At 61.7% G+C, this 15,890-nt stretch carries 23 protein-coding genes and 1 tRNA gene; 9 read left to right on the top strand and 15 right to left on the bottom strand.

Annotated features, from left to right (window positions below):
• Positions 1 to 294: 294 nt before the first annotated feature.
• The 9 genes from GR198_RS34215 to GR198_RS34175 form a co-directional block, all read right to left on the bottom strand.
• Positions 295 to 621, bottom strand: coding sequence for an NIPSNAP family protein (locus GR198_RS34215; RefSeq protein WP_029872775.1), 327 nt, complete (start codon positions 619 to 621; stop codon positions 295 to 297).
• Positions 622 to 1,102: 481 nt separating this feature from the next.
• Entirely contained in the window at positions 1,103 to 1,696 is a 594-nt protein-coding gene (locus GR198_RS34210) for a hypothetical protein (RefSeq protein WP_164070406.1), read from the bottom strand.
• Positions 1,697 to 1,709: 13 nt separating this feature from the next.
• A complete protein-coding gene (locus GR198_RS34205) occupies positions 1,710 to 1,907 on the bottom strand; it encodes a response regulator transcription factor (RefSeq protein ID WP_164070405.1) in 198 nt (65 codons plus the stop codon).
• Positions 1,904 to 2,203, bottom strand: a complete 300-nt coding sequence (locus tag GR198_RS34200; RefSeq protein ID WP_164070404.1) for a GcrA family cell cycle regulator — start codon at positions 2,201 to 2,203, stop codon at positions 1,904 to 1,906. The genes GR198_RS34205 and GR198_RS34200 overlap by 4 nt, the downstream gene beginning before the upstream one ends.
• Positions 2,200 to 2,595, bottom strand: a complete 396-nt coding sequence (locus tag GR198_RS34195; RefSeq protein ID WP_164070420.1) for a hypothetical protein — start codon at positions 2,593 to 2,595, stop codon at positions 2,200 to 2,202. Before GR198_RS34195 ends, GR198_RS34200 begins: the two co-directional genes overlap by 4 nt.
• Positions 2,561 to 2,926: a hypothetical protein gene (locus tag GR198_RS34190; RefSeq protein ID WP_164070403.1), complete on the bottom strand. Its 366-nt coding sequence runs from the start codon at positions 2,924 to 2,926 to the stop codon at positions 2,561 to 2,563. Before GR198_RS34190 ends, GR198_RS34195 begins: the two co-directional genes overlap by 35 nt.
• 32 nt (positions 2,927 to 2,958) lie before the next feature.
• On the bottom strand, positions 2,959 to 3,237 hold the full coding sequence (locus GR198_RS34185) for a sigma-70 family RNA polymerase sigma factor (protein ID WP_164070402.1): 279 nt from the start codon (positions 3,235 to 3,237) through the stop codon (positions 2,959 to 2,961).
• Between the two features lie 222 nt (positions 3,238 to 3,459).
• On the bottom strand, positions 3,460 to 3,648 hold the full coding sequence (locus GR198_RS34180) for a hypothetical protein (RefSeq protein ID WP_164070401.1): 189 nt from the start codon (positions 3,646 to 3,648) through the stop codon (positions 3,460 to 3,462).
• Positions 3,645 to 3,836 carry a hypothetical protein gene (locus tag GR198_RS34175; protein WP_164070400.1) on the bottom strand — a complete coding sequence of 64 codons (192 nt, stop codon included), beginning with the start codon at positions 3,834 to 3,836 and terminating at the stop codon, positions 3,645 to 3,647. The genes GR198_RS34180 and GR198_RS34175 overlap by 4 nt, the downstream gene beginning before the upstream one ends.
• Before the next feature lie 140 nt (positions 3,837 to 3,976).
• On the opposite strand from GR198_RS34175, the gene GR198_RS34170 reads away from it, so the two are divergent.
• The gene (locus tag GR198_RS34170; protein ID WP_011650846.1) at positions 3,977 to 4,624 is read left to right on the top strand and encodes a S24 family peptidase; all 648 of its coding nucleotides are present in this window, start codon (positions 3,977 to 3,979) and stop codon (positions 4,622 to 4,624) included.
• 194 nt (positions 4,625 to 4,818) lie between these two features.
• Here GR198_RS34170 and GR198_RS34165 read toward each other — a convergent pair whose 3' ends face one another.
• Positions 4,819 to 5,064: a hypothetical protein gene (locus tag GR198_RS34165; protein WP_164070399.1), complete on the bottom strand. Its 246-nt coding sequence runs from the start codon at positions 5,062 to 5,064 to the stop codon at positions 4,819 to 4,821.
• 423 nt (positions 5,065 to 5,487) lie between these two features.
• Here GR198_RS34165 and GR198_RS34160 point away from each other — a divergent pair, with 423 nt between their 5' ends.
• The 3 genes from GR198_RS34160 to GR198_RS34150 are packed head-to-tail and all read left to right on the top strand — an operon-like array spanning position 5,488 to position 6,220.
• Positions 5,488 to 5,751, top strand: a complete 264-nt coding sequence (locus tag GR198_RS34160) for a hypothetical protein (RefSeq protein ID WP_164070398.1) — start codon at positions 5,488 to 5,490, stop codon at positions 5,749 to 5,751.
• A gap of 11 nt (positions 5,752 to 5,762) precedes the next feature.
• Positions 5,763 to 5,999 (top strand): hypothetical protein, encoded by a 237-nt coding sequence (locus tag GR198_RS34155; RefSeq protein ID WP_164055609.1) that lies wholly within the window; start codon positions 5,763 to 5,765, stop codon positions 5,997 to 5,999.
• The gene (locus GR198_RS34150; RefSeq protein WP_164055610.1) at positions 5,996 to 6,220 is read left to right on the top strand and encodes a hypothetical protein; all 225 of its coding nucleotides are present in this window, start codon (positions 5,996 to 5,998) and stop codon (positions 6,218 to 6,220) included. The genes GR198_RS34155 and GR198_RS34150 overlap by 4 nt, the downstream gene beginning before the upstream one ends.
• 27 nt (positions 6,221 to 6,247) lie before the next feature.
• Here the strand turns inward: GR198_RS34150 and GR198_RS34145 are convergent, their stop codons facing one another.
• Positions 6,248 to 6,487 carry a DUF982 domain-containing protein gene (locus tag GR198_RS34145; protein ID WP_130852641.1) on the bottom strand — a complete coding sequence of 80 codons (240 nt, stop codon included), beginning with the start codon at positions 6,485 to 6,487 and terminating at the stop codon, positions 6,248 to 6,250.
• Positions 6,488 to 6,803: 316 nt separating this feature from the next.
• Here GR198_RS34145 and GR198_RS34140 point away from each other — a divergent pair, with 316 nt between their 5' ends.
• From GR198_RS34140 to GR198_RS34130, 3 genes are all read left to right on the top strand, one after another.
• A complete protein-coding gene (locus GR198_RS34140; RefSeq protein ID WP_003546085.1) occupies positions 6,804 to 7,055 on the top strand; it encodes a type II toxin-antitoxin system Phd/YefM family antitoxin in 252 nt (83 codons plus the stop codon).
• Positions 7,052 to 7,501 (top strand): type II toxin-antitoxin system VapC family toxin, encoded by a 450-nt coding sequence (locus GR198_RS34135; RefSeq protein ID WP_164070397.1) that lies wholly within the window; start codon positions 7,052 to 7,054, stop codon positions 7,499 to 7,501. The genes GR198_RS34140 and GR198_RS34135 overlap by 4 nt, the downstream gene beginning before the upstream one ends.
• A gap of 998 nt (positions 7,502 to 8,499) precedes the next feature.
• A complete protein-coding gene (locus tag GR198_RS34130; RefSeq protein ID WP_164070396.1) occupies positions 8,500 to 9,099 on the top strand; it encodes a c-type cytochrome in 600 nt (199 codons plus the stop codon).
• A 320-nt stretch (positions 9,100 to 9,419) separates the two neighbouring features.
• Here GR198_RS34130 and GR198_RS34125 read toward each other — a convergent pair.
• A tRNA-Pro gene (locus GR198_RS34125) sits at positions 9,420 to 9,496 on the bottom strand.
• A gap of 262 nt (positions 9,497 to 9,758) precedes the next feature.
• Here GR198_RS34125 and GR198_RS34120 point away from each other — a divergent pair.
• Complete coding sequence (locus GR198_RS34120; protein ID WP_164070395.1) at positions 9,759 to 10,166, top strand: hypothetical protein; 408 nt, start codon at positions 9,759 to 9,761, stop codon at positions 10,164 to 10,166.
• Between the two features lie 269 nt (positions 10,167 to 10,435).
• Here the strand turns inward: GR198_RS34120 and GR198_RS34115 are convergent, their stop codons facing one another.
• From GR198_RS34115 to GR198_RS34105, 3 genes are all read right to left on the bottom strand, one after another.
• On the bottom strand, positions 10,436 to 13,831 hold the full coding sequence (locus tag GR198_RS34115; protein WP_164070394.1) for an acyl-[ACP]--phospholipid O-acyltransferase: 3,396 nt from the start codon (positions 13,829 to 13,831) through the stop codon (positions 10,436 to 10,438).
• 92 nt (positions 13,832 to 13,923) lie between these two features.
• The gene (locus tag GR198_RS34110) at positions 13,924 to 14,205 is read right to left on the bottom strand and encodes a YiaA/YiaB family inner membrane protein (protein WP_003546080.1); all 282 of its coding nucleotides are present in this window, start codon (positions 14,203 to 14,205) and stop codon (positions 13,924 to 13,926) included.
• Positions 14,206 to 14,254: 49 nt separating this feature from the next.
• On the bottom strand, positions 14,255 to 14,941 hold the full coding sequence (locus tag GR198_RS34105; protein ID WP_164070393.1) for a PspA/IM30 family protein: 687 nt from the start codon (positions 14,939 to 14,941) through the stop codon (positions 14,255 to 14,257).
• A gap of 112 nt (positions 14,942 to 15,053) precedes the next feature.
• Between GR198_RS34105 and GR198_RS34100 the strand changes: the two genes are divergently transcribed.
• On the top strand, positions 15,054 to 15,662 hold the full coding sequence (locus tag GR198_RS34100) for a TetR/AcrR family transcriptional regulator (RefSeq protein ID WP_164070392.1): 609 nt from the start codon (positions 15,054 to 15,056) through the stop codon (positions 15,660 to 15,662).
• Positions 15,663 to 15,890: the final 228 nt, after the last annotated feature.

Genomic DNA, 15,890 nt, shown 5'->3' with positions numbered 1-15,890 from the left:
CAGGCCCAGCAGCTCCGGCGTCACCCGGCCCTCGCCCCGCCGTAAGCTCCCTGCTCGCCCATAAGAGCAGCCGCGGCGGCAGCTCCGGCGCGGGCGCGCTTTCGCTCTCCGAAGCCACTGAGATCTGACCTAAGCGATTTTGCCGACGGTGATGAAGAGCCGTCGGCGAAGCGCCCCATTCCGGCCGTCCGGGCAGCGTTGGCGATATCCTAGGAGCTGCCGTTCTTCATCGCTTACGCGGATGACCCGATCGGGTGGAATTCCGACTGGCGGCAAGCGGGGATCGGCGGTGTCTTACTTTACTGCCGAAAAGGCGGTCGGTGACAACAGCTGGCTAGAGATATTGGCGAGGATTTGCCCGTCGCGCTCTGACTCGTCGCGGGCCTTAAGCCATGCAGGATCAGTGGTGAAAGCATTCCATTTCACCTCGCGATCAGCTAGCGATTCCCAGGCGATGAGATAGGTGAGACGCTGGCTGCTTTCGCCCACGATTGTGGTGAAGAAACCCGCCTGCTTGATGCCGTGCTTGTCCCATATTGCCAGCGTATGTTCAGCAAAGCGGTTGAGCAGCGCGGGCAATCGGCCGGGCAGGCAGTCGTAAATTCTGAGCTCGTATATCACAGTCTTGCTTCCTTATGTCCCTTGAGAGCGACATGTGTTTGGCACTTGCTCCCCTGCGCCCACAATGTCCTCAAAACTTGCAGCAACGTCAATTTCACGGTGGATCCGTCAATATCCCTATTAGACAGGCCCTGCAGGTATGTGCGAACCGCTAATCTTCTGTCAATCCGATCGCCTGTGTTTAGGTGTGTCAATTTTGACCCCCTTGGTGATGTAGACCAGCGCTTGGCCTGCCCGGCGCTGGCCGGGGTTGTAGAGGGCACAACGGCAGGGCACACCGACCAGCCCTCATCCTGAGGTGCGCAGGCCAAAGGCCGGAGCCTCGAAGGACGAGGGCGGGTGGCTGGACGCCAATGGCAGCATTGGTATATCGAGGCAGGCGGGCGGCCAGCCCCGTCCTTCGAGGCCCCTGCGGAGCGCCTCAGGATGAGGCTGGAGAGAGGTCGCAGCCCCGGACACCCGAGAGGAGCCTTACCCCCCATCAACCACCCCTCGCCCCGCGCAGCGCCGTCAACCCCCGCCGCAGCCACAGCAACTGCTGCGGCGGCATCTGGCGCAAATGTTCGTAGTCCATCACCGTCACATTATAGACCGTGCTCCTGACCTGCGGGCCATCAGGGCAGCGCAGCAGGATGCCCTGCAGCGCCATCATGCGGTTGCTGGCCTTGCGGGCGCGGTCGGCGAAGGTTTCGGTCTGCTCGCCTTCATGGCCTTTGACGGCAAAGAGCGATTGCGCTCTCGGGCTTGGGGCCGGGATGCCTGTGGTCTTGTGGTAGCGGGCGATCGCCTCGGCATAGTCGTCGCCGGCCTGGCGCTGTTCGGCGGTGATCAGGCCGTCGAGGAACATGCGGCCGAGGGTATAGCCGGCAAAGGGGCTCTTGACCGTCTCGTCATCAACCGTCCGGCCGAAGCCGTGGATGCGGCGGCGGGCTGATATCGCGACGCTGATATTGTCCTTCTCGGTTTCGAAGGGCTTGATCTTGCCGCAGGGAAAACGCTCGACATTTTCCTTGCGCGGCCGGCCGGCGCCCTTGTTAACCCGTCCTGTCTTCACCTTGGTGGCTTTGCCGCCCATGCTGATCGTCCTTCTATCGAATGATGCCGTTTCTGAGTGCCGCGGCGACCAGCGCCGTTTCCTTGAAAACGCCGAGCTTCATCTTGGCGTTGGCGATGTGCGTATTCACGGTGATCGGCGAGATGCCGAGAATGGTGCCGATCTCGGCTGCCGTCTTGCCCGCCGCCATCCAGCGGATCACTTCGGTTTCGCGCGGGGTGACGGTGCTCATGGCTCTGCAGGCCCATCGATGCAGGGCACGCGCGGCATCGTCACATGCGCGCCCGACATGGTCACCCGCGTCACGCGGTCGGGGTGGCGGATCGGCTGGACGGGCGGGCCTGCCTTCGGCTGCGGATGCCAGGTGTCCTGCCTGGAGGGGAACCTGTCGCGGTTGCGGTGCGCCATGTTGATGACGGTGTTCTTCTTCGAGCCGAACAGATTGGCGATTTCTCTCGCCGACAGCCCTTCCCTCCAGAGCTTTTCCGCCTTGACGATCTTGTCTTCCGTCCAAAAGGTGATGGTCATCTCAGTGCCTCCTCGTATCGTGCGGCCCTTGCAATGATCGGGTTGTCGGGGAACATTTTTGCCAGCTCCCGCTTGGCGCTGCGGCTGCCATTGGCGGCGTCGCGCAGCAGCTGCATCTTGTAGGCCGGCACTTTCGGCTGCGGGGTCTCGGGCTCTGCCTCCATGCGCGGGCGGCTTTCCGCCTCGATCGCCGCCTGCTGATTGCGGCATTGCTCGGCAAAACTGGCTGAGCTCGGGGCGAAGGCGCGGTTATGATCCCTCACCTTTCCGGATATGAAGAGTTTGGCGGCCTGCCAGACAGCCTCCAGCGGGATGCCCTCGATCGCGACGAGATAGGCGCGGATCTGCATGTCGGGATCAGTGCCTGCGGATGCCGGGAAACCCGAAAGCATCCCAGCTATGATCTTCACCGGAGAGGAAATCTCTTGCGGCATCGACTGTCGTCCTTCTCGTACTGCTGTTGATCGACCCGGCTTCCCTCGCCTTTTCCTTGAGGTACCAGTCGCATTTGATCGCCTGCCAGCCGCGGAAGATCTGCATCTCGGCGGCGCCGACCGGGTCGCCGGTCAGCAGATATTCCCTCGCCTGCATCCTGGCGGCATAAGCCGTCAGCGGCTTCTTCAGCGTGCGCTTGCGGTGCTCGATGATCGCTGCCGCGAGCTCCTCCCCCAGCACCGGGCGGAGGATCTCCATGATCTCCTGGCTCGCTGTGTCCTTGCCCATGCGATGTTCCTTTCCCGCTTGAGATGGCCTCTTCAAATCCGCAGCCGCCGTCGCCCGCCGGCAAAATTGACCGGGGCACCGGGCCTGGCGGTGCGGCGGGGAAACCGCCTGATCTCTCCGCCGGCATGGTCCTCTTGGGCGGTGTCGCCCTTTTCGGCGCTTCGGAGCCGGTGGATCTCGGTCTCCACAGAGGGCACCGACGTGCCGAGGATGGCTGATATTTCGATGTAGTCCCGGCCGGCGCGGAAGAGTTCGAGCGCGGTCATGTGAGTGCTTTGCTGCGCTAGCGCGGCCTCGGCCTGGATGCTCATCGCATGATCTTTCTCTCCGATTTCGAACGCGGCTCGCCGTTCCCGCCGAAGCGGGTGGCTCGTCCCGTGCTTGATTTCAAATTCATCGATGACGACCGGAGCCGGCTCTGGAAGCAAGGGCTCCGGTCGTCTGCCAGGCCGCCGCCTGGGTCTCGGGCGCAAGCGCGCCCGGGGATGCTGGCGTCGCCGAGGGAGGGCGACGACGCCAGCCACCGATAGCCGTCAGGGAGGGGCTGGGCTATCGGGGTTGGTGATCGGCTGAGCGCCGGGGAAAATCTCCCGCATCTCTTTCGGGCTCGTCGGCCGGCTGCAATTCTCGCAGTGGCGCTCGATCACCTCGGCAATCGACAGCGCCTTGCCGCAGTTCGGGCAGCCGGTATAGCGGGCGGCTGTTGCGGTGGTGATGGTCATATCGACTCCACCTCCCGGTTGGCGTTCAGCACCTGCTGCAGGGCCTTGGCGAGGAAGGGGATATCCTCGTTGCGAACTGATATCGCAGACATGCGCCCTCCCCTTGGCCCTTGCGGCCGGTGAATGACGACGCCGGTCGGCATGACGTCCATGGCGAGCCGCTCTTCGCTTGAGATGGTGAACCTCATGGCGCCGTCTCCCCATTCCAAGGCTGGGCCGTTGTTGATGATGTCGGTGTGTGTCATGGCGATTAGGGTACAATTAATACCCTAGATGTCAAGCACATTGGGGCATGACATGTACCTTAATTTAGGGTATTTTTTATATCATGTTGAAAGATCAGGAACAATTTGAACGCGAAGAACGCGCAAAGCGCCTCGTCATGGCCAGGAAGAATGCCGGCTTTGCCGGGCCGAAGGCGATCGTCGATCGGTTCGGCTGGAATGCGAATGTCTACAAGGCGCATGAATCCGGCCGCAACGGCTTCGGCATTGCCGATGCGAAGAAATATGCCCGCGCTTTCAAGGTCAATCTCAACTGGCTGCAGTTCGGCACAGGCAACGCGCTCGATCCGGATGAGCTGCCCGCCTCCGTCGCCGACGTGCCGAAGATCTCCTGGGTCAGCGCCGGCCAGTTGAGCGAGCAGGCGCCGATCACCGATTTTTCGGAATTCCCGACGGTCGCCGCCCTCGATCTGCCCGATGGCGAATGGATCGCGCTCGAGGTCGAAGGCAATTCGATGAACAAGATCTCGCCGCCGGGCTCGATCATCTTCGTCAATCTGCGCGACAAGCGCCTGGCGCCGAACGCGCTCTATGTCGTCGCCGACGAAACCGGGGCCGCAACCTACAAGCGCTATCGCCCGAACGACGACCCGCCCTTCCAGCCCGCTTCCTACGAGGACGTGCCGCCACCGGAATTCCAGGGCGCCGTCACCATCGTCGGCCGCGTCCGCCGATCGATCATCGAGATGTAGGGGGCTCGGAATTGATGCCGCGAATCAATCATATTTCAATAGGGAAAACAGGATGATACGCCCTTCCTCACGCTCTGGCCGAATCTGGTTCTATATCGTCACGATAGCGGTGTTACTCCTGGCGTATAGCGCCGCACGAGAGATGTACGGCCTGTAGGATTTCGCTCCGAAGCTCGCCGAGCCTCCAGCTGGGATCACGAGGAATATCGGGACGATTCGTCCTCTGAAGCCACAAATTGCGGAAGCTCCGGATGCCGTTCGCGCATCACTCTCGACACCGCCACCAGGATGGAACGGATCGCCGCGGGGAACATCTCCTTCGGCAGCTTCTTCTCCCATGGATCGTAGTATTCGGCGACCGCATCCAGATCCGCCTCGATCACCTCGTCAGTGATTTCGATTTCATGCGCATCGCCGGCCTTTTTTTCTCTTAGCTTCATACTCCAACTTCAGTTCTCTATCCTCTCTCTTCAGCTTAGGAGGAGAAGGTTCCTGAAGGCTGGTGAGGGAGGGTTCCGGCCAAAGCTTCCCCCTACCCCATGAGCAAAGCCCATGAAGCCGGGAGAGCATTGGCCAAGTCCTGAAGGCCGGAGCCGGGATGGGACACGTGCCAGAGGGGCCATTCGCTTCGCCCTCGTCCTGATTTTCTGACAGCACACTTAAGGACTTTCGCTTCCCGCGCCGCTGGGCTTCGTCAGCTCGGGAGTTGCACCCGGTCGCCCAATCACTGGCGACAGACATAGACCTATGATTCGTACCTCGTCAATCACTGAGGTATTTTTTATACCTTTTACCGTTGACGCAATCGGGTATGATACATACCTTTCTCTCACAGACCGATCAGAGGCGCGAGAGGACAGGCGATGCAGCACATCCGCAATATCGAGACCGAGGAAAGCAGGCGGGACGCCCGCTGGAATGCGGCGCGCACGATGGGCGACTGCCGCGCCTATATGGCGATCGAGGCCCAGCGCATGGGCGCCCTCGGCTTTGCGTTCCTCCGCCGTCCCGAACATTCGATCCGCGGCCCGTCCTGGCTGCGCGGCGCTGCGGCTTCCGTCGAGGAGCATTACCGCTATGCCCGCGAGATCATGGGCATCACCGATACCGATCAGCTTTACGCCTGAGGAGAACGGAGATGTCTGCCGCCAACCTGACAGCTGGTTTAACCGAGAGCCCTCCCCTTCCTGTCGCCCGACGCGCCGGGACAGCCGAAAAGACCCGCGCCAAAGCCCGCTTCACGGCCGGGGCACCCGATCTCCTGACGGCGCTGGTGGAGGCCGAACGCTTTTTCGATGGCAGCGCCGATCACGGCTGCCCGCTTCACCGGAAGATCCTCGCCGCCATCGACACGGTGAAAGGCGGTCCAGCATGAGCGACTGCCTGATCAAGGCCTTTTCCGGCTGCGCCTGCCCGCCCGGCGAATGCGCAAAAAAGCCCGTCACCCCGGCGCCGGTCACCTTCGTCTCGTGGCGGACCCAGGCAATCACCTGCCTCGCCTTCGGCTTCCTCGCGGCCATTGTTACGGCCGCCTGGATGGAGACGCAGTTCAAAACCCGGAATCTGCGAAACCAGGAGCATGTGTCATGGAAGTGAGCCTGGGCTTTTGCCAAACACCGCCGGTCAAGAGCTGAACTTGATGTCGCTCGCCTTCGCCGCAGTAATGAATGCCCGTCGCACCTGCTCGGGCCCGGCGGCATCATTGAACACATCAAGCACAAGCCGTTCGGCCACCTTGGCGGCCGCCGTCTGCTCGGGCCAGTCATTCAGCAAAGTGTTGCCGGCCTGCACGACATTATAGACCGTCCTCACCTTGCCATTGATGGTGATCTTCACCGGCTTGAACCTTCGTCGCCTGCTCATGGCGCCGCCCCCTCACACTGGACACGCGACTCAACGAATCACTTCGGGACTCGTTCCGGTTGATTCGAAAGTGCGGGCCATCGCACTCGATTCATGCGATGCCAATGCACCGCTCCCGTTCAGCCGCACCTCCGTTATAACTCTTCTGCAGAAAAATTATAACCGGAGGAAGGATGGGCTTTCGGCCGGTTCTAAAGCGCAATGCATCGAACTTGATTCATACGACCCCATGCACCCTTGGAAAATCCTCCTCTTGATTTCGTCGGCGCCAATGTCTATTTTGACCATATATGGTCATTTAAAATAGAGAACCGCAATGTCGACAATCAGCGTGGCAGAGGCAAAGGCCGGTTTCGCCGGTCTGGTGGATGAAGCGGCAAACGGGGAATTCGTGACGATCACGCGGCACGGAAAGCCCGCTGCCGTGCTTGTGTCCGTCGAAGCGGCCGAGGCGGCGAAAAGGGCTTTGAAGAAGCCACGGCCGAATTTCGGGGATTTCCTGTTGACGTTTCCCGGTGGGGTCGAACTGGAGCGGAACCCTTCGAAAATGCGCGATATCGATCTGTGACCGCCTATCTTCTCGATACGAACATCATCTCGAAGCTCGCGCCGGGCAAGGCGCCGGCGTCCGATCCGGTGCGGGCATGGTTTCATGAGCAGGGCGAAGCCGATAGCCTGTTTCTGTCGGCTCTGTCAGTCGCGGAGATCGAGAAGGGAATGCGGAGCCTTCACCGTCGTGGCGGGATCGAGCGGGCAAAGCGCCTTTCGGCATGGCTGGATTTCGTCACCGAAAGTTTCGGGGATCGGATATTGCCGATGGATACCGTTGTCGCGCGCATCGTCGGCGTTCTGGAAGATGAAGCCGAAAGCCACGGCCGTCATCCCGGCCTTGGCGATCTCATCATCGCGGCGACCGCACGCGCCTACGACCTCACCGTCATTACGGAAAACCTGCGGCATTTCCAGCCGCTTGACGTCGCTGTCGATTTTCCCGCCGCGTTCCGGTCGGAATGATCGTTGCCGTCATTTTTCGTCAGCTTAGAATTTCGGGAAACATTGGCAACCCTGATTTCGGGAATGATGACCGAGGGTTACAGCTGGTCGGAGTGGAGTGATTCGAAACACTCGACCCCCACGTCCCAAACAACAAGAATAATCTCAAAAGTCTGCATTGCCGGGCTTTTTCGCGTTCGAACGTGACGCCAAAACACGCTCTGTTCCACCCAATCGTTGCCAATCATTGCCGTACCGCAACCGAACCGCGTTTGGAAGATGGGCAACCAAGATCGGAACGGCAGTTGGATGATGAAGACACTGAGAGGACGGCAATGCCAATGCGCCGTCCCGCCGCGCTCAGTTAGCCGGAGCGCTCGTCAACCCAGTGTTGCGTGCCACGTCGATCGTCTTTTAATACCAGCGTCCCCGGCCGTACCAGCCGCCGCCGCCTAGCAAAAGAAGTATCACAACGATGATGAGAAGGGTTGTGAGATCCATGTGCGTTCTCCTGGGAGGACCATCACCATCTTGCGCCTGACGGGCGTTGCTCATGGTGGGACTCCCTCGCATACAACGGCGCTGGCCGGAGTTGGTTCCATTCGATGGCCCCACCCGGCCGTCGCCGACCTGGGCGGATAGACCGGCGCGGCAGCAAAATTTTCACGTCCGCAAAATTCGCAATTTGGGGTGTGGCGCCATGGCAGCGAGTCAATGCCCGCCCGCCAGCGCGATGACGGCGACGACGTAGGATAAGGCAATCATGAGATAGGCGAGTTGGAGCAAGGTCACGGTCCAGCCTTTCGTTGGTGGACCTCCCATATATTCAGACTTTTGCGGCTGGTCATGTCCCCAAAAAAGCCCGGACTTATGTAGCAAACACCACAAGACTCCAAGTCAACTAGGGCGTGAACTCATAAAAACGCAGCCATGGTCGGAGGAGGCGACGGGGGTCCGCTCGCCAATGGTTGCATCTCCTGATAAGATCAGCATCACAAGCCCCGATCTGGAGGCCTCGCATGCCCTGCAGCAGCGCGCTCGCTCCGTTCGTCATCGCCGCTCTCGTGGCCCTCGGTCCGCTGCCGGCTGGAGCTCAGAACAATGCTGCGCCACCGCTGGCGGCAATCTCCCAAAAGGCCAAGCTTTGCCAGATGTGTCACGGTAGGAAAGGTCTGCCGACTGTTAAGAACACGCCGATCATCGCCGGCCAGCACGAGTCCTCTTTGCTGATAGCTTTGCAGGAATATCGCAATGGAGCGCGCACCGACGACCTCATGGGCCGGATCGCGAAGAATCTTTCCGAAGACGACATGAAGGCGCTTGCGGCCTACTTCTCCGCACTGCCCTGGCCCGCCTACCGCGTGCCGGCCGACGCAGCGAGCATTACCCGCTTCCAAGCGCTCGACGTCGAGAAGAAGTGCACCTCGTGCCACCGGGAGGGTTTCGTCGGATACGCCAACACTCCGCGCGTCGCAAATCAGAAGCTGGACTACCTGATCAAAACCCTCTCCGACTTTCACGATAACAAGCGCCCGAACATGCCCCGCATGACGGCCTTGGTGCGCAATTTGTCGGCCGACGACATCGCTGCCATGGCTCACTATCTTGCCGGCCTCTGACGATCAGTTCGGGGTCGGCGATCCACCGAAAAGGGCCGCCGAAATAGCGATCACTGCGTTACGGCGATCGGCACCTCTTTGCCCACGAACTAAGCATCGTATGTCCGCCGATATGGTGGAGCGACAGCCCAGGAGCCAATTCATCGACCTTGTCGTGGATTAAAGGTCTCCATCAAACAGGCGTCGGACCATCGCACAGACATCGTCAACTTCGTTCACTACGGGGAGAGCTGGTCGCAAGAGATGATCAATCGTTGCCGGGCAAAAATCGACATAGCAGCGACACAAACGAAAAACCCCGCCGGAGCGGGGTTTCTAGCTGGTCGGAGTGGAGTGATTCGAACACTCGACCCCCACGTCCCGAACGTGGTGCGCTACCAGACTGCGCTACACTCCGTGACCAGCGGCGCTTCTATAGAACAGCCTATCTGGTTGCACAAGCACCAAATTCCAAAAAGCCGGCGGAAATTTTGACGGGGTTGTGACAGGTCGGGAGGTCGGCGGCTGCAGCAAAAAGCCACACCTGCCGCAAATCGAACGGAAGTCTCAAAGGGGCAATTTTCTTTTGCCGGGTTCCACGCTAAAGGGCAGACAGGACAGGCGAAAACGCTCACGAGGGCGGCTTCGTAACCAATGCGCTAGAGATCAGGGACGACACGATGAATTTCCGCACCATGACCGCGGCCGGGCTTGCCATTGCGCTTGCCGGATGCACGACCATTCCTTCCGCCGGCAATCCGATCGAGGCCCGCTGGGTCGGCAAATCGGCCGGCGTCTTCTTTGCCGCCTACGGCCCGCCGATCAGCGACAGCGAGCAAGGCTCGACCACTGTCTATACCTGGCGCGGCGGCTACAAGACCGTGCGCATTCCGGCGAAATATGCCGAAGGCGCCGATGGCAAGCGCGGCAAGCAGATCGCGTCCGCTCGCACCGCCTATCTGCGCTGCCAGGCCGAAATCACCACCAGCTCCGATTACACCATCCGCGACATCCGCACCGTCGCCGATATCCCGGGCGTCGACGGTCCGTCCTATTGCGCAGAGTTTTTGGCGCCCGAACAGAAGTAACGGACGGTTTGTCCGAACGCGAAGACAGGCGGCGCGGTGCCGCCTGTTATGCTGCTGACGACGTCTCGGCGGGGGCGGCTGCTTTCTGGTTTGTGCCGGGGGGCAGCCCCTCATCCGGCTGCCGCCACCTTCTCCCCGCCTGCGGGGCGAAGGGACCATGCCGCGACCTCTCCGTTCCCCTCCAACCTCTCGCAGGGCACGTCCCCTCTCCCCGTCAGAACGGGGAGAGGGTTAGGGTGAGGGGCAACCCTGCAAGGAAGTGACCCCGCTCACGCCGCCTGTTCCCCCTGCACCGCAGCTTCCGCCAGCTTCCGCGCCGCGACGAAATCGACCTTGCCCGAGCCGAGTACCGGCACCTTGCCGATATTGACCTCGGCCGGCACCATCATGTCCATGGCGCCCTTGGATTTGGCGAAGGCGAGGAATTCGGCGCGGGTGGCGGTGGGGGCGTCGGTCAGGAGCACCAGCCGCTCGCCCTTCTTGGCGTCGGGCAGCGAGGAGACGACCGACAGCGCGCCCGGCCAGAGTTCGGCGGCGAGCGTCTCGACGGCGGCGAGCGAGATCATTTCGCCGGCGATCTTGGCGAAGCGTTTGGCGCGGCCGCGGATCTTGACGAAGCCGTCCTCGTCGATGGTGACGATGTCGCCGGTGTCGTGCCAGCCGTCGATCAGCGGCTCGAGCACGCCGGGCTTTTCGGCCCGCAGATAGCCGGCCATGACATTGGCGCCGCGCACATGCAGCCGGCCGCCCTCTTCGATGCCGGGCACCGGTTCGAGCTTCCATTCCATGCCCGGCAGGATTTTGCCGACGGTGCCTGACTTGTTGTACATCGGCGTGTTGATCGAAATGACAGGCGCGGTCTCGGTGACGCCGTAACCTTCCAGGATGCGCAGGCCGAATTTTTCCATATAGGTCTGGCGGGTTGCGGCCTTCACCGGCTCGGCGCCGGAGAAGATATAGCGGATCGAGCGGAAATCATAAGGATGCGCCGTCCTCGAATAGCCATTAAGGAAGGTATCGGTGCCGAAGATGATCGTGGCGTTGGAGGCATAGATCAGTTCCGGCACGATGCGGTAATGCAGCGGCGACGGATAGAAATAAACAGGCACGCCCGAAATCAGCGGCAGCACGGTGCCGGCCGTCAGCCCGAAGGAGTGGAAGACCGGCAGGATATTGAACACCTTGTCGCCGCTGTGGAAATCGATGCGGGCGGCCGCCTGGGCGGCATTCGACAGGATGTTGCGGTGGGTCAGCACCACGCCCTTCGGCGTGCCCTCGGAGCCCGAGGTGAAGAGGATGACGGCCGGATCATCCGGCTGGCGCTTCACCAGCGGCCGCGCCTTGCGGAGAAGCCCAAGGATCTTGTCCTTGAATGAGATTTCGGCCCGGAGATCATCGAGCCAGACGATCGTCACCTGCTTTTCCATCTCCTCGATCACCGGACCGAGTTTCGCCTGGGTGACGAAGGCGCGCGAGGTCAGCACATGCCTGACTTCGGCGGCCTTGCAGGCGGAGAGGATATTGGCGGCACCCGCGGTGAAGTTCAGCATCGCCGGCACCTTGCCCGCGCTCATCACGCCGAGAAGCGTGGCGGCCGCACCATTGGCATTCGGCAGCATGACGCCGAGATTGGTTTCAGGGAAGCGGGCGCGGAATTTGGCGCCGAGCACGGCAGCCCCGGTCAGCAGCTTGCCATAGGTCAGCCGGCCGGTGACCGGATCTTCGACGGCAAGCTTTTTCATGCCGAATTCGTGGCCGGCCTGAATGACGCGGTCAAGCACGGTCGACGAGGTATCGGCGGTCTGGAACAGCAGGTTCGACATGACCTGATAGAGGGCGGCACCCGCCGCCGTGCGGCGCTTGCGGCCTTTCAGCTCCGGCGGCACTTCCAGTTTTACCGGCTCGAGAATGGTGACCTTGACCTTGGGGAACAGCCGGCGGCGGATCTTGCCGTTGTCGAGATAGGAGAGATAGCTCTTCTCCAGCCCATCGATCTTCACCGGCACGACCATCGAGCCGGTCTTGTCGGCGACCATGGCGGCGCCATCATAGACCTTCATCAGCGTGCCGGTCACCGTCAGGCGGCCCTCGGGGAAGATGCCGATCGGGTTGCCGTCCTGCACCACCTTGATCAGCGAACGCGTCGCCATCGGCTTTGTGGGGTCAAGCGGCAGGAATTTGCACATCTTCAGGAAGGGCCGCACCCACCAGGCCTGGGCGATCTTGTAATCGACGGCAAAGGTGGGCTCTTCCTCGGTGATGGCAAGCGCCAGGGCGCCATCGAGCAGGCTGACATGGTTGAGCGCGATGATCGGCGCGCGGCCGGCCTTCTTGATATTCTCAAGACCCTCGACCTCGAGGCGCATGAAGGCGCGGAACAGGATCGAGATGAAATCGCGGAAGGGATTGGTCGGCAGCGTCTTCAACATCAGCCAGGCGACGGCAAAATTGATGATGCCGAGGCCGATCAGGATCTGAGGAATGGAAGCGCCGAGCGCCTGGACGGCGGCAACGAGGCCGAGGCCGACGGTGATGAACAGGGCAGACAGCACATTGGCGGCGCCGATGACGCGGGCACGGCGGTCCTCATGCGCCCAGGTCTGCAGCGCGGCAAAGGTCGGCACGGCGATGAAGGCGCCCGAGATCGCCATGCCGGCGAGATCGATGGCGACGCGGATGGTATTCTGGCCAGCGAAGAAGGTGGCGATCGTCGTTGCATGGCTCACCGAAGCCAAGCCCCAGAGGTTCCAGGCGAGATCGAGGCTGAAGAGGCCGAGCAGCGCCGTGCCGACAGGGGCCGGCAGCAGCACGATGCGGCCGGAAGACATCCAGGCGGCAATGGCGGAGCCGACAGCGACGGCGATGGCAAAGACGGTGAGATAGGCCGGCACGACGAGCTCGGAGCCGCCGAGCAGCTCGGTGACCATGGTCGGCAGGATGGAAAGAACGAAGGCGCCGACCAGCCAGAACCAGCAATTCATCAGCGCCGAACGCCACAGGCGTTTATCGGCGCGGATTTCCATGACGAGGGTGTAGCTGGAGCGGATGACATTGCGGTCGATCTGAAGATCCGGCGCCTTGGAGCCGGTGGGCGGGATCATCCGGCTGGCCAGCCAGCAGATCACCGAAAGCCCCATCATCATCGTGCCGAAAATCAGCACATTGTCACCGCCCGAGAAGGCGAAGGCGGCGATGATCGTGCCGGCGAGGATGGCGATGAAGGTGCCGCCCTCGATCCAGGCATTGGCCTTCGGCAGATCGCGGCGCTCGAGATGATCGGGCAGGATGCCGTATTTGATCGGCCCGAACAGCGCCGAGACGACGCCGAAGCCGAAAAGGGCCGCCATCAGCACAAAGATGGACGAAAAGGCAAGACCGACGACTGCCAGGGCAGCGACCGCGATCTCGCAGCGTTTCAACAGCTCGGCAATTTTCGCCTTGTCGTGCTTGTCGGCGAGTTCGCCGCCAAGTGCGGAGAGCAGCAGGAAGGGCACGATGAGGATGACGCCGGCAAGCGTCACCAGGGCGGCACCTTCACTGGCCGACATCTTGAAGAGAATGAGGAACACCAGGGTGTTCTTGAGGAAATTATCGTTGAAGGCCGTCAGGAACTGGGTCCAGAACAGCGGCGCGAATTTCCTGGAGGTCATCAGATTGTGTTGCACGGCGGGTCCCTCTTTCGACTGGCAGAGAAGGCCACAGAGTTGTTACGCAAAAGTTGAATGCGGTAACAACTCTGCGCTGTGGTTAACCAAGATCAATCTTCATCGTTACGATTGAACTTGACCAGGAGTTTCTCGGTGCGGGCATCCTCGACCTTGCGGATCAGCTTCTCGGATTCGGCATTGTCGCGCAGCGTCTTGGTGATATTCACCGTGGTCTGCACCAGCATCAGAATGCCCATGGCGAGATAGCCTTTGCCCCAGAGATCGAGCGGCATCATGTAGAGGCCAAGCGCCAGCATGAAGGCGGCAGAGCCGAAGGAGATGTAGGAGAAGCTGACCCAGCTTGCGGAATGTTTCTGGAAACTGTCGTTCATATCAGTGGTCCCTATGGTTCGATGGATGGATGGTTGGATGGATGCAATTTCAGGCAGCAGGCGTGATGCGGCTCTTCAGCCGCGCCAGCACATCATCGGCGGATGAGCGCAGCGGCGCGCCGAAGCCGGCATTGGCAAGCTTCTCGATAATGCCGGCCGGGCGGATGGCGCCTTCCATGTCCTTCAGGGCGGCGGCCGTCAGCTCATTCTGGCTCTGGCGCAGGCGAAGGCGCGCCAGGGTCTCTTCGGCATCGTCGAGCGTGGCAAAGCCCGGACCGGCGACGACAACATCGAGCTTCTGCGCCTCCTGCGTGGCGCGCGCCAGCCGCTCGCCGCGCTGCAGCTCCTGCAGCCGCGCCTCGGAGGCGCGGACGATGCCCTTCAGCTTGTCGATCGCTTGGGTGAACTGGGCTTGCGCCTTTTCCGACGCATCGCGCTCGGCTTCGAGATAGGCGATCGCCTCGGCCGCCTCGCGGGCCAGGCCCTCATTGCCCTTCGCCAATGCGGCGGAGGCGCGGATTTCGAGATCGGCGATGCGGGCAACGATCGTTGCATGCTGCCCCTTCTCCTGTTCGTTCTGGGCGATGGCAACCGCGACACTGCGGCGGGCCGACTGGATCGATTGGGCGGCATCGCGGATCTGCTGGGAAAGCAGCGGCACGGCGTGGCAGTCGGCGAAAGCCTGCTCGGCATCATGCGCCCTGCCCCGCAACAAAATGGAAATCAGTTTGAACATTTCCTTCCTCCGGTTTATGAACGTTGTTCACGAGAGGTGTTATGGCAGAATCATGAACGTCGTTCAAGACAAATTTTGAACAACGTTCAAAAAAATCGAAGTGGAATGGTGAATGGCCGGCAGACGAGAAGAAAAACGCGAAGACCTGAAGGCCCGGCTGATCGAGGCGGCGCGCGAGCGGATCGCCAGAGACGGGCTGGCAAATCTCCGAGCCCGCGACATCACCCAGGATGCCGGCTGCGCGCTCGGCGGCCTCTACACGGTGTTTTCCGACCTCGCCGAGCTCGTCATCCACGTCAACTCCGCGACGCTGAAGGCGCTGGAGGCGAGGCTCACCCTTGATAAAACCAAGGACCGGCCGCCGACCGACCGGCTGCGCAACCTGGCGCAGGGATACCTAAGCTTCGCCGTCGAACACCGGAACCTCTGGAAGGCGCTGTTCGAACACTCCCCGCCGGAAAGCAGCCCGACGCCGCAATGGCATCTTAACGAGCACCTCTTCCTGATGGACGTGATCGCCGAACCGCTGGCCGAACTGCAACCCGACATGCCCCCCGAAGACCGCGCCATCCGCGCCCGCACCCTCTTCGGCGCCGTGCACGGCGTCGTCAGCATCAGCCTCGAAGGCCGCTTCGTCGGCCTGCCGCTGGAGCGGCTGGCACGGGAGGTAGATGAGCTGGTGCAGACGATCGCGGCGGGGGCGGAGCGGCGGCGGGGGTGATGCGGGGTGATCTCGTTGGTTTAGCGGTGGGACGCCACCCCACCCTCCGTCATCCTCGGCCTTGAGCCGAGGATCCATGCCCGCTGCTGATGGATGCGGCGTGGATCCTCGCGTCAAGCCTCTGAAATCGCGACCCAAATGCCCCTCATCCGGCTGCCGCCACCCCTGCCTGGGTCGAGCCACGGGTCTCGCCCCGTCCTTCGGACACCCGCTCGCGGGGGCAAAGAC

This window comes from Rhizobium leguminosarum, from assembly GCF_010668065.1.
GTDB lineage: Bacteria > Pseudomonadota > Alphaproteobacteria > Rhizobiales > Rhizobiaceae > Rhizobium > Rhizobium leguminosarum_S.
This window is presented reverse-complemented; position numbering and strand designations above follow the sequence as displayed.

Bases quoted from the DNA above. Each gene is read 5' to 3' on its own strand.
- GR198_RS34180 (WP_164070401.1), bottom strand. From the start codon at position 3,648: ATGACCATCACCACCGCAACAGCCGCCCGCTATACCGGCTGCCCGAAC.
- GR198_RS34130 (WP_164070396.1), top strand. From the start codon at position 8,500: ATGCCCTGCAGCAGCGCGCTCGCTCCGTTCGTCATCGCCGCTCTCGTG.
- GR198_RS34145 (WP_130852641.1), bottom strand. From the start codon at position 6,487: ATGAGCAGGCGACGAAGGTTCAAGCCGGTGAAGATCACCATCAATGGC.
- GR198_RS34175 (WP_164070400.1), bottom strand. From the start codon at position 3,836: ATGAGGTTCACCATCTCAAGCGAAGAGCGGCTCGCCATGGACGTCATG.
- GR198_RS34140 (WP_003546085.1), top strand. From the start codon at position 6,804: ATGTCGACAATCAGCGTGGCAGAGGCAAAGGCCGGTTTCGCCGGTCTG.
- GR198_RS34195 (WP_164070420.1), bottom strand. From the start codon at position 2,595: ATGCTTTCGGGTTTCCCGGCATCCGCAGGCACTGATCCCGACATGCAG.
- GR198_RS34160 (WP_164070398.1), top strand. From the start codon at position 5,488: ATGCAGCACATCCGCAATATCGAGACCGAGGAAAGCAGGCGGGACGCC.
- GR198_RS34205 (WP_164070405.1), bottom strand. From the start codon at position 1,907: ATGAGCACCGTCACCCCGCGCGAAACCGAAGTGATCCGCTGGATGGCG.
- GR198_RS34100 (WP_164070392.1), top strand. From the start codon at position 15,054: ATGGCCGGCAGACGAGAAGAAAAACGCGAAGACCTGAAGGCCCGGCTG.
- GR198_RS34165 (WP_164070399.1), bottom strand. From the start codon at position 5,064: ATGAAGCTAAGAGAAAAAAAGGCCGGCGATGCGCATGAAATCGAAATC.
- GR198_RS34120 (WP_164070395.1), top strand. From the start codon at position 9,759: ATGAATTTCCGCACCATGACCGCGGCCGGGCTTGCCATTGCGCTTGCC.
- GR198_RS34155 (WP_164055609.1), top strand. From the start codon at position 5,763: ATGTCTGCCGCCAACCTGACAGCTGGTTTAACCGAGAGCCCTCCCCTT.
- GR198_RS34170 (WP_011650846.1), top strand. From the start codon at position 3,977: ATGTTGAAAGATCAGGAACAATTTGAACGCGAAGAACGCGCAAAGCGC.
- GR198_RS34200 (WP_164070404.1), bottom strand. From the start codon at position 2,203: ATGACCATCACCTTTTGGACGGAAGACAAGATCGTCAAGGCGGAAAAG.
- GR198_RS34190 (WP_164070403.1), bottom strand. From the start codon at position 2,926: ATGGGCAAGGACACAGCGAGCCAGGAGATCATGGAGATCCTCCGCCCG.
- GR198_RS34210 (WP_164070406.1), bottom strand. From the start codon at position 1,696: ATGGGCGGCAAAGCCACCAAGGTGAAGACAGGACGGGTTAACAAGGGC.
- GR198_RS34150 (WP_164055610.1), top strand. From the start codon at position 5,996: ATGAGCGACTGCCTGATCAAGGCCTTTTCCGGCTGCGCCTGCCCGCCC.
- GR198_RS34110 (WP_003546080.1), bottom strand. From the start codon at position 14,205: ATGAACGACAGTTTCCAGAAACATTCCGCAAGCTGGGTCAGCTTCTCC.
- GR198_RS34185 (WP_164070402.1), bottom strand. From the start codon at position 3,237: ATGAGCATCCAGGCCGAGGCCGCGCTAGCGCAGCAAAGCACTCACATG.
- GR198_RS34105 (WP_164070393.1), bottom strand. From the start codon at position 14,941: ATGTTCAAACTGATTTCCATTTTGTTGCGGGGCAGGGCGCATGATGCC.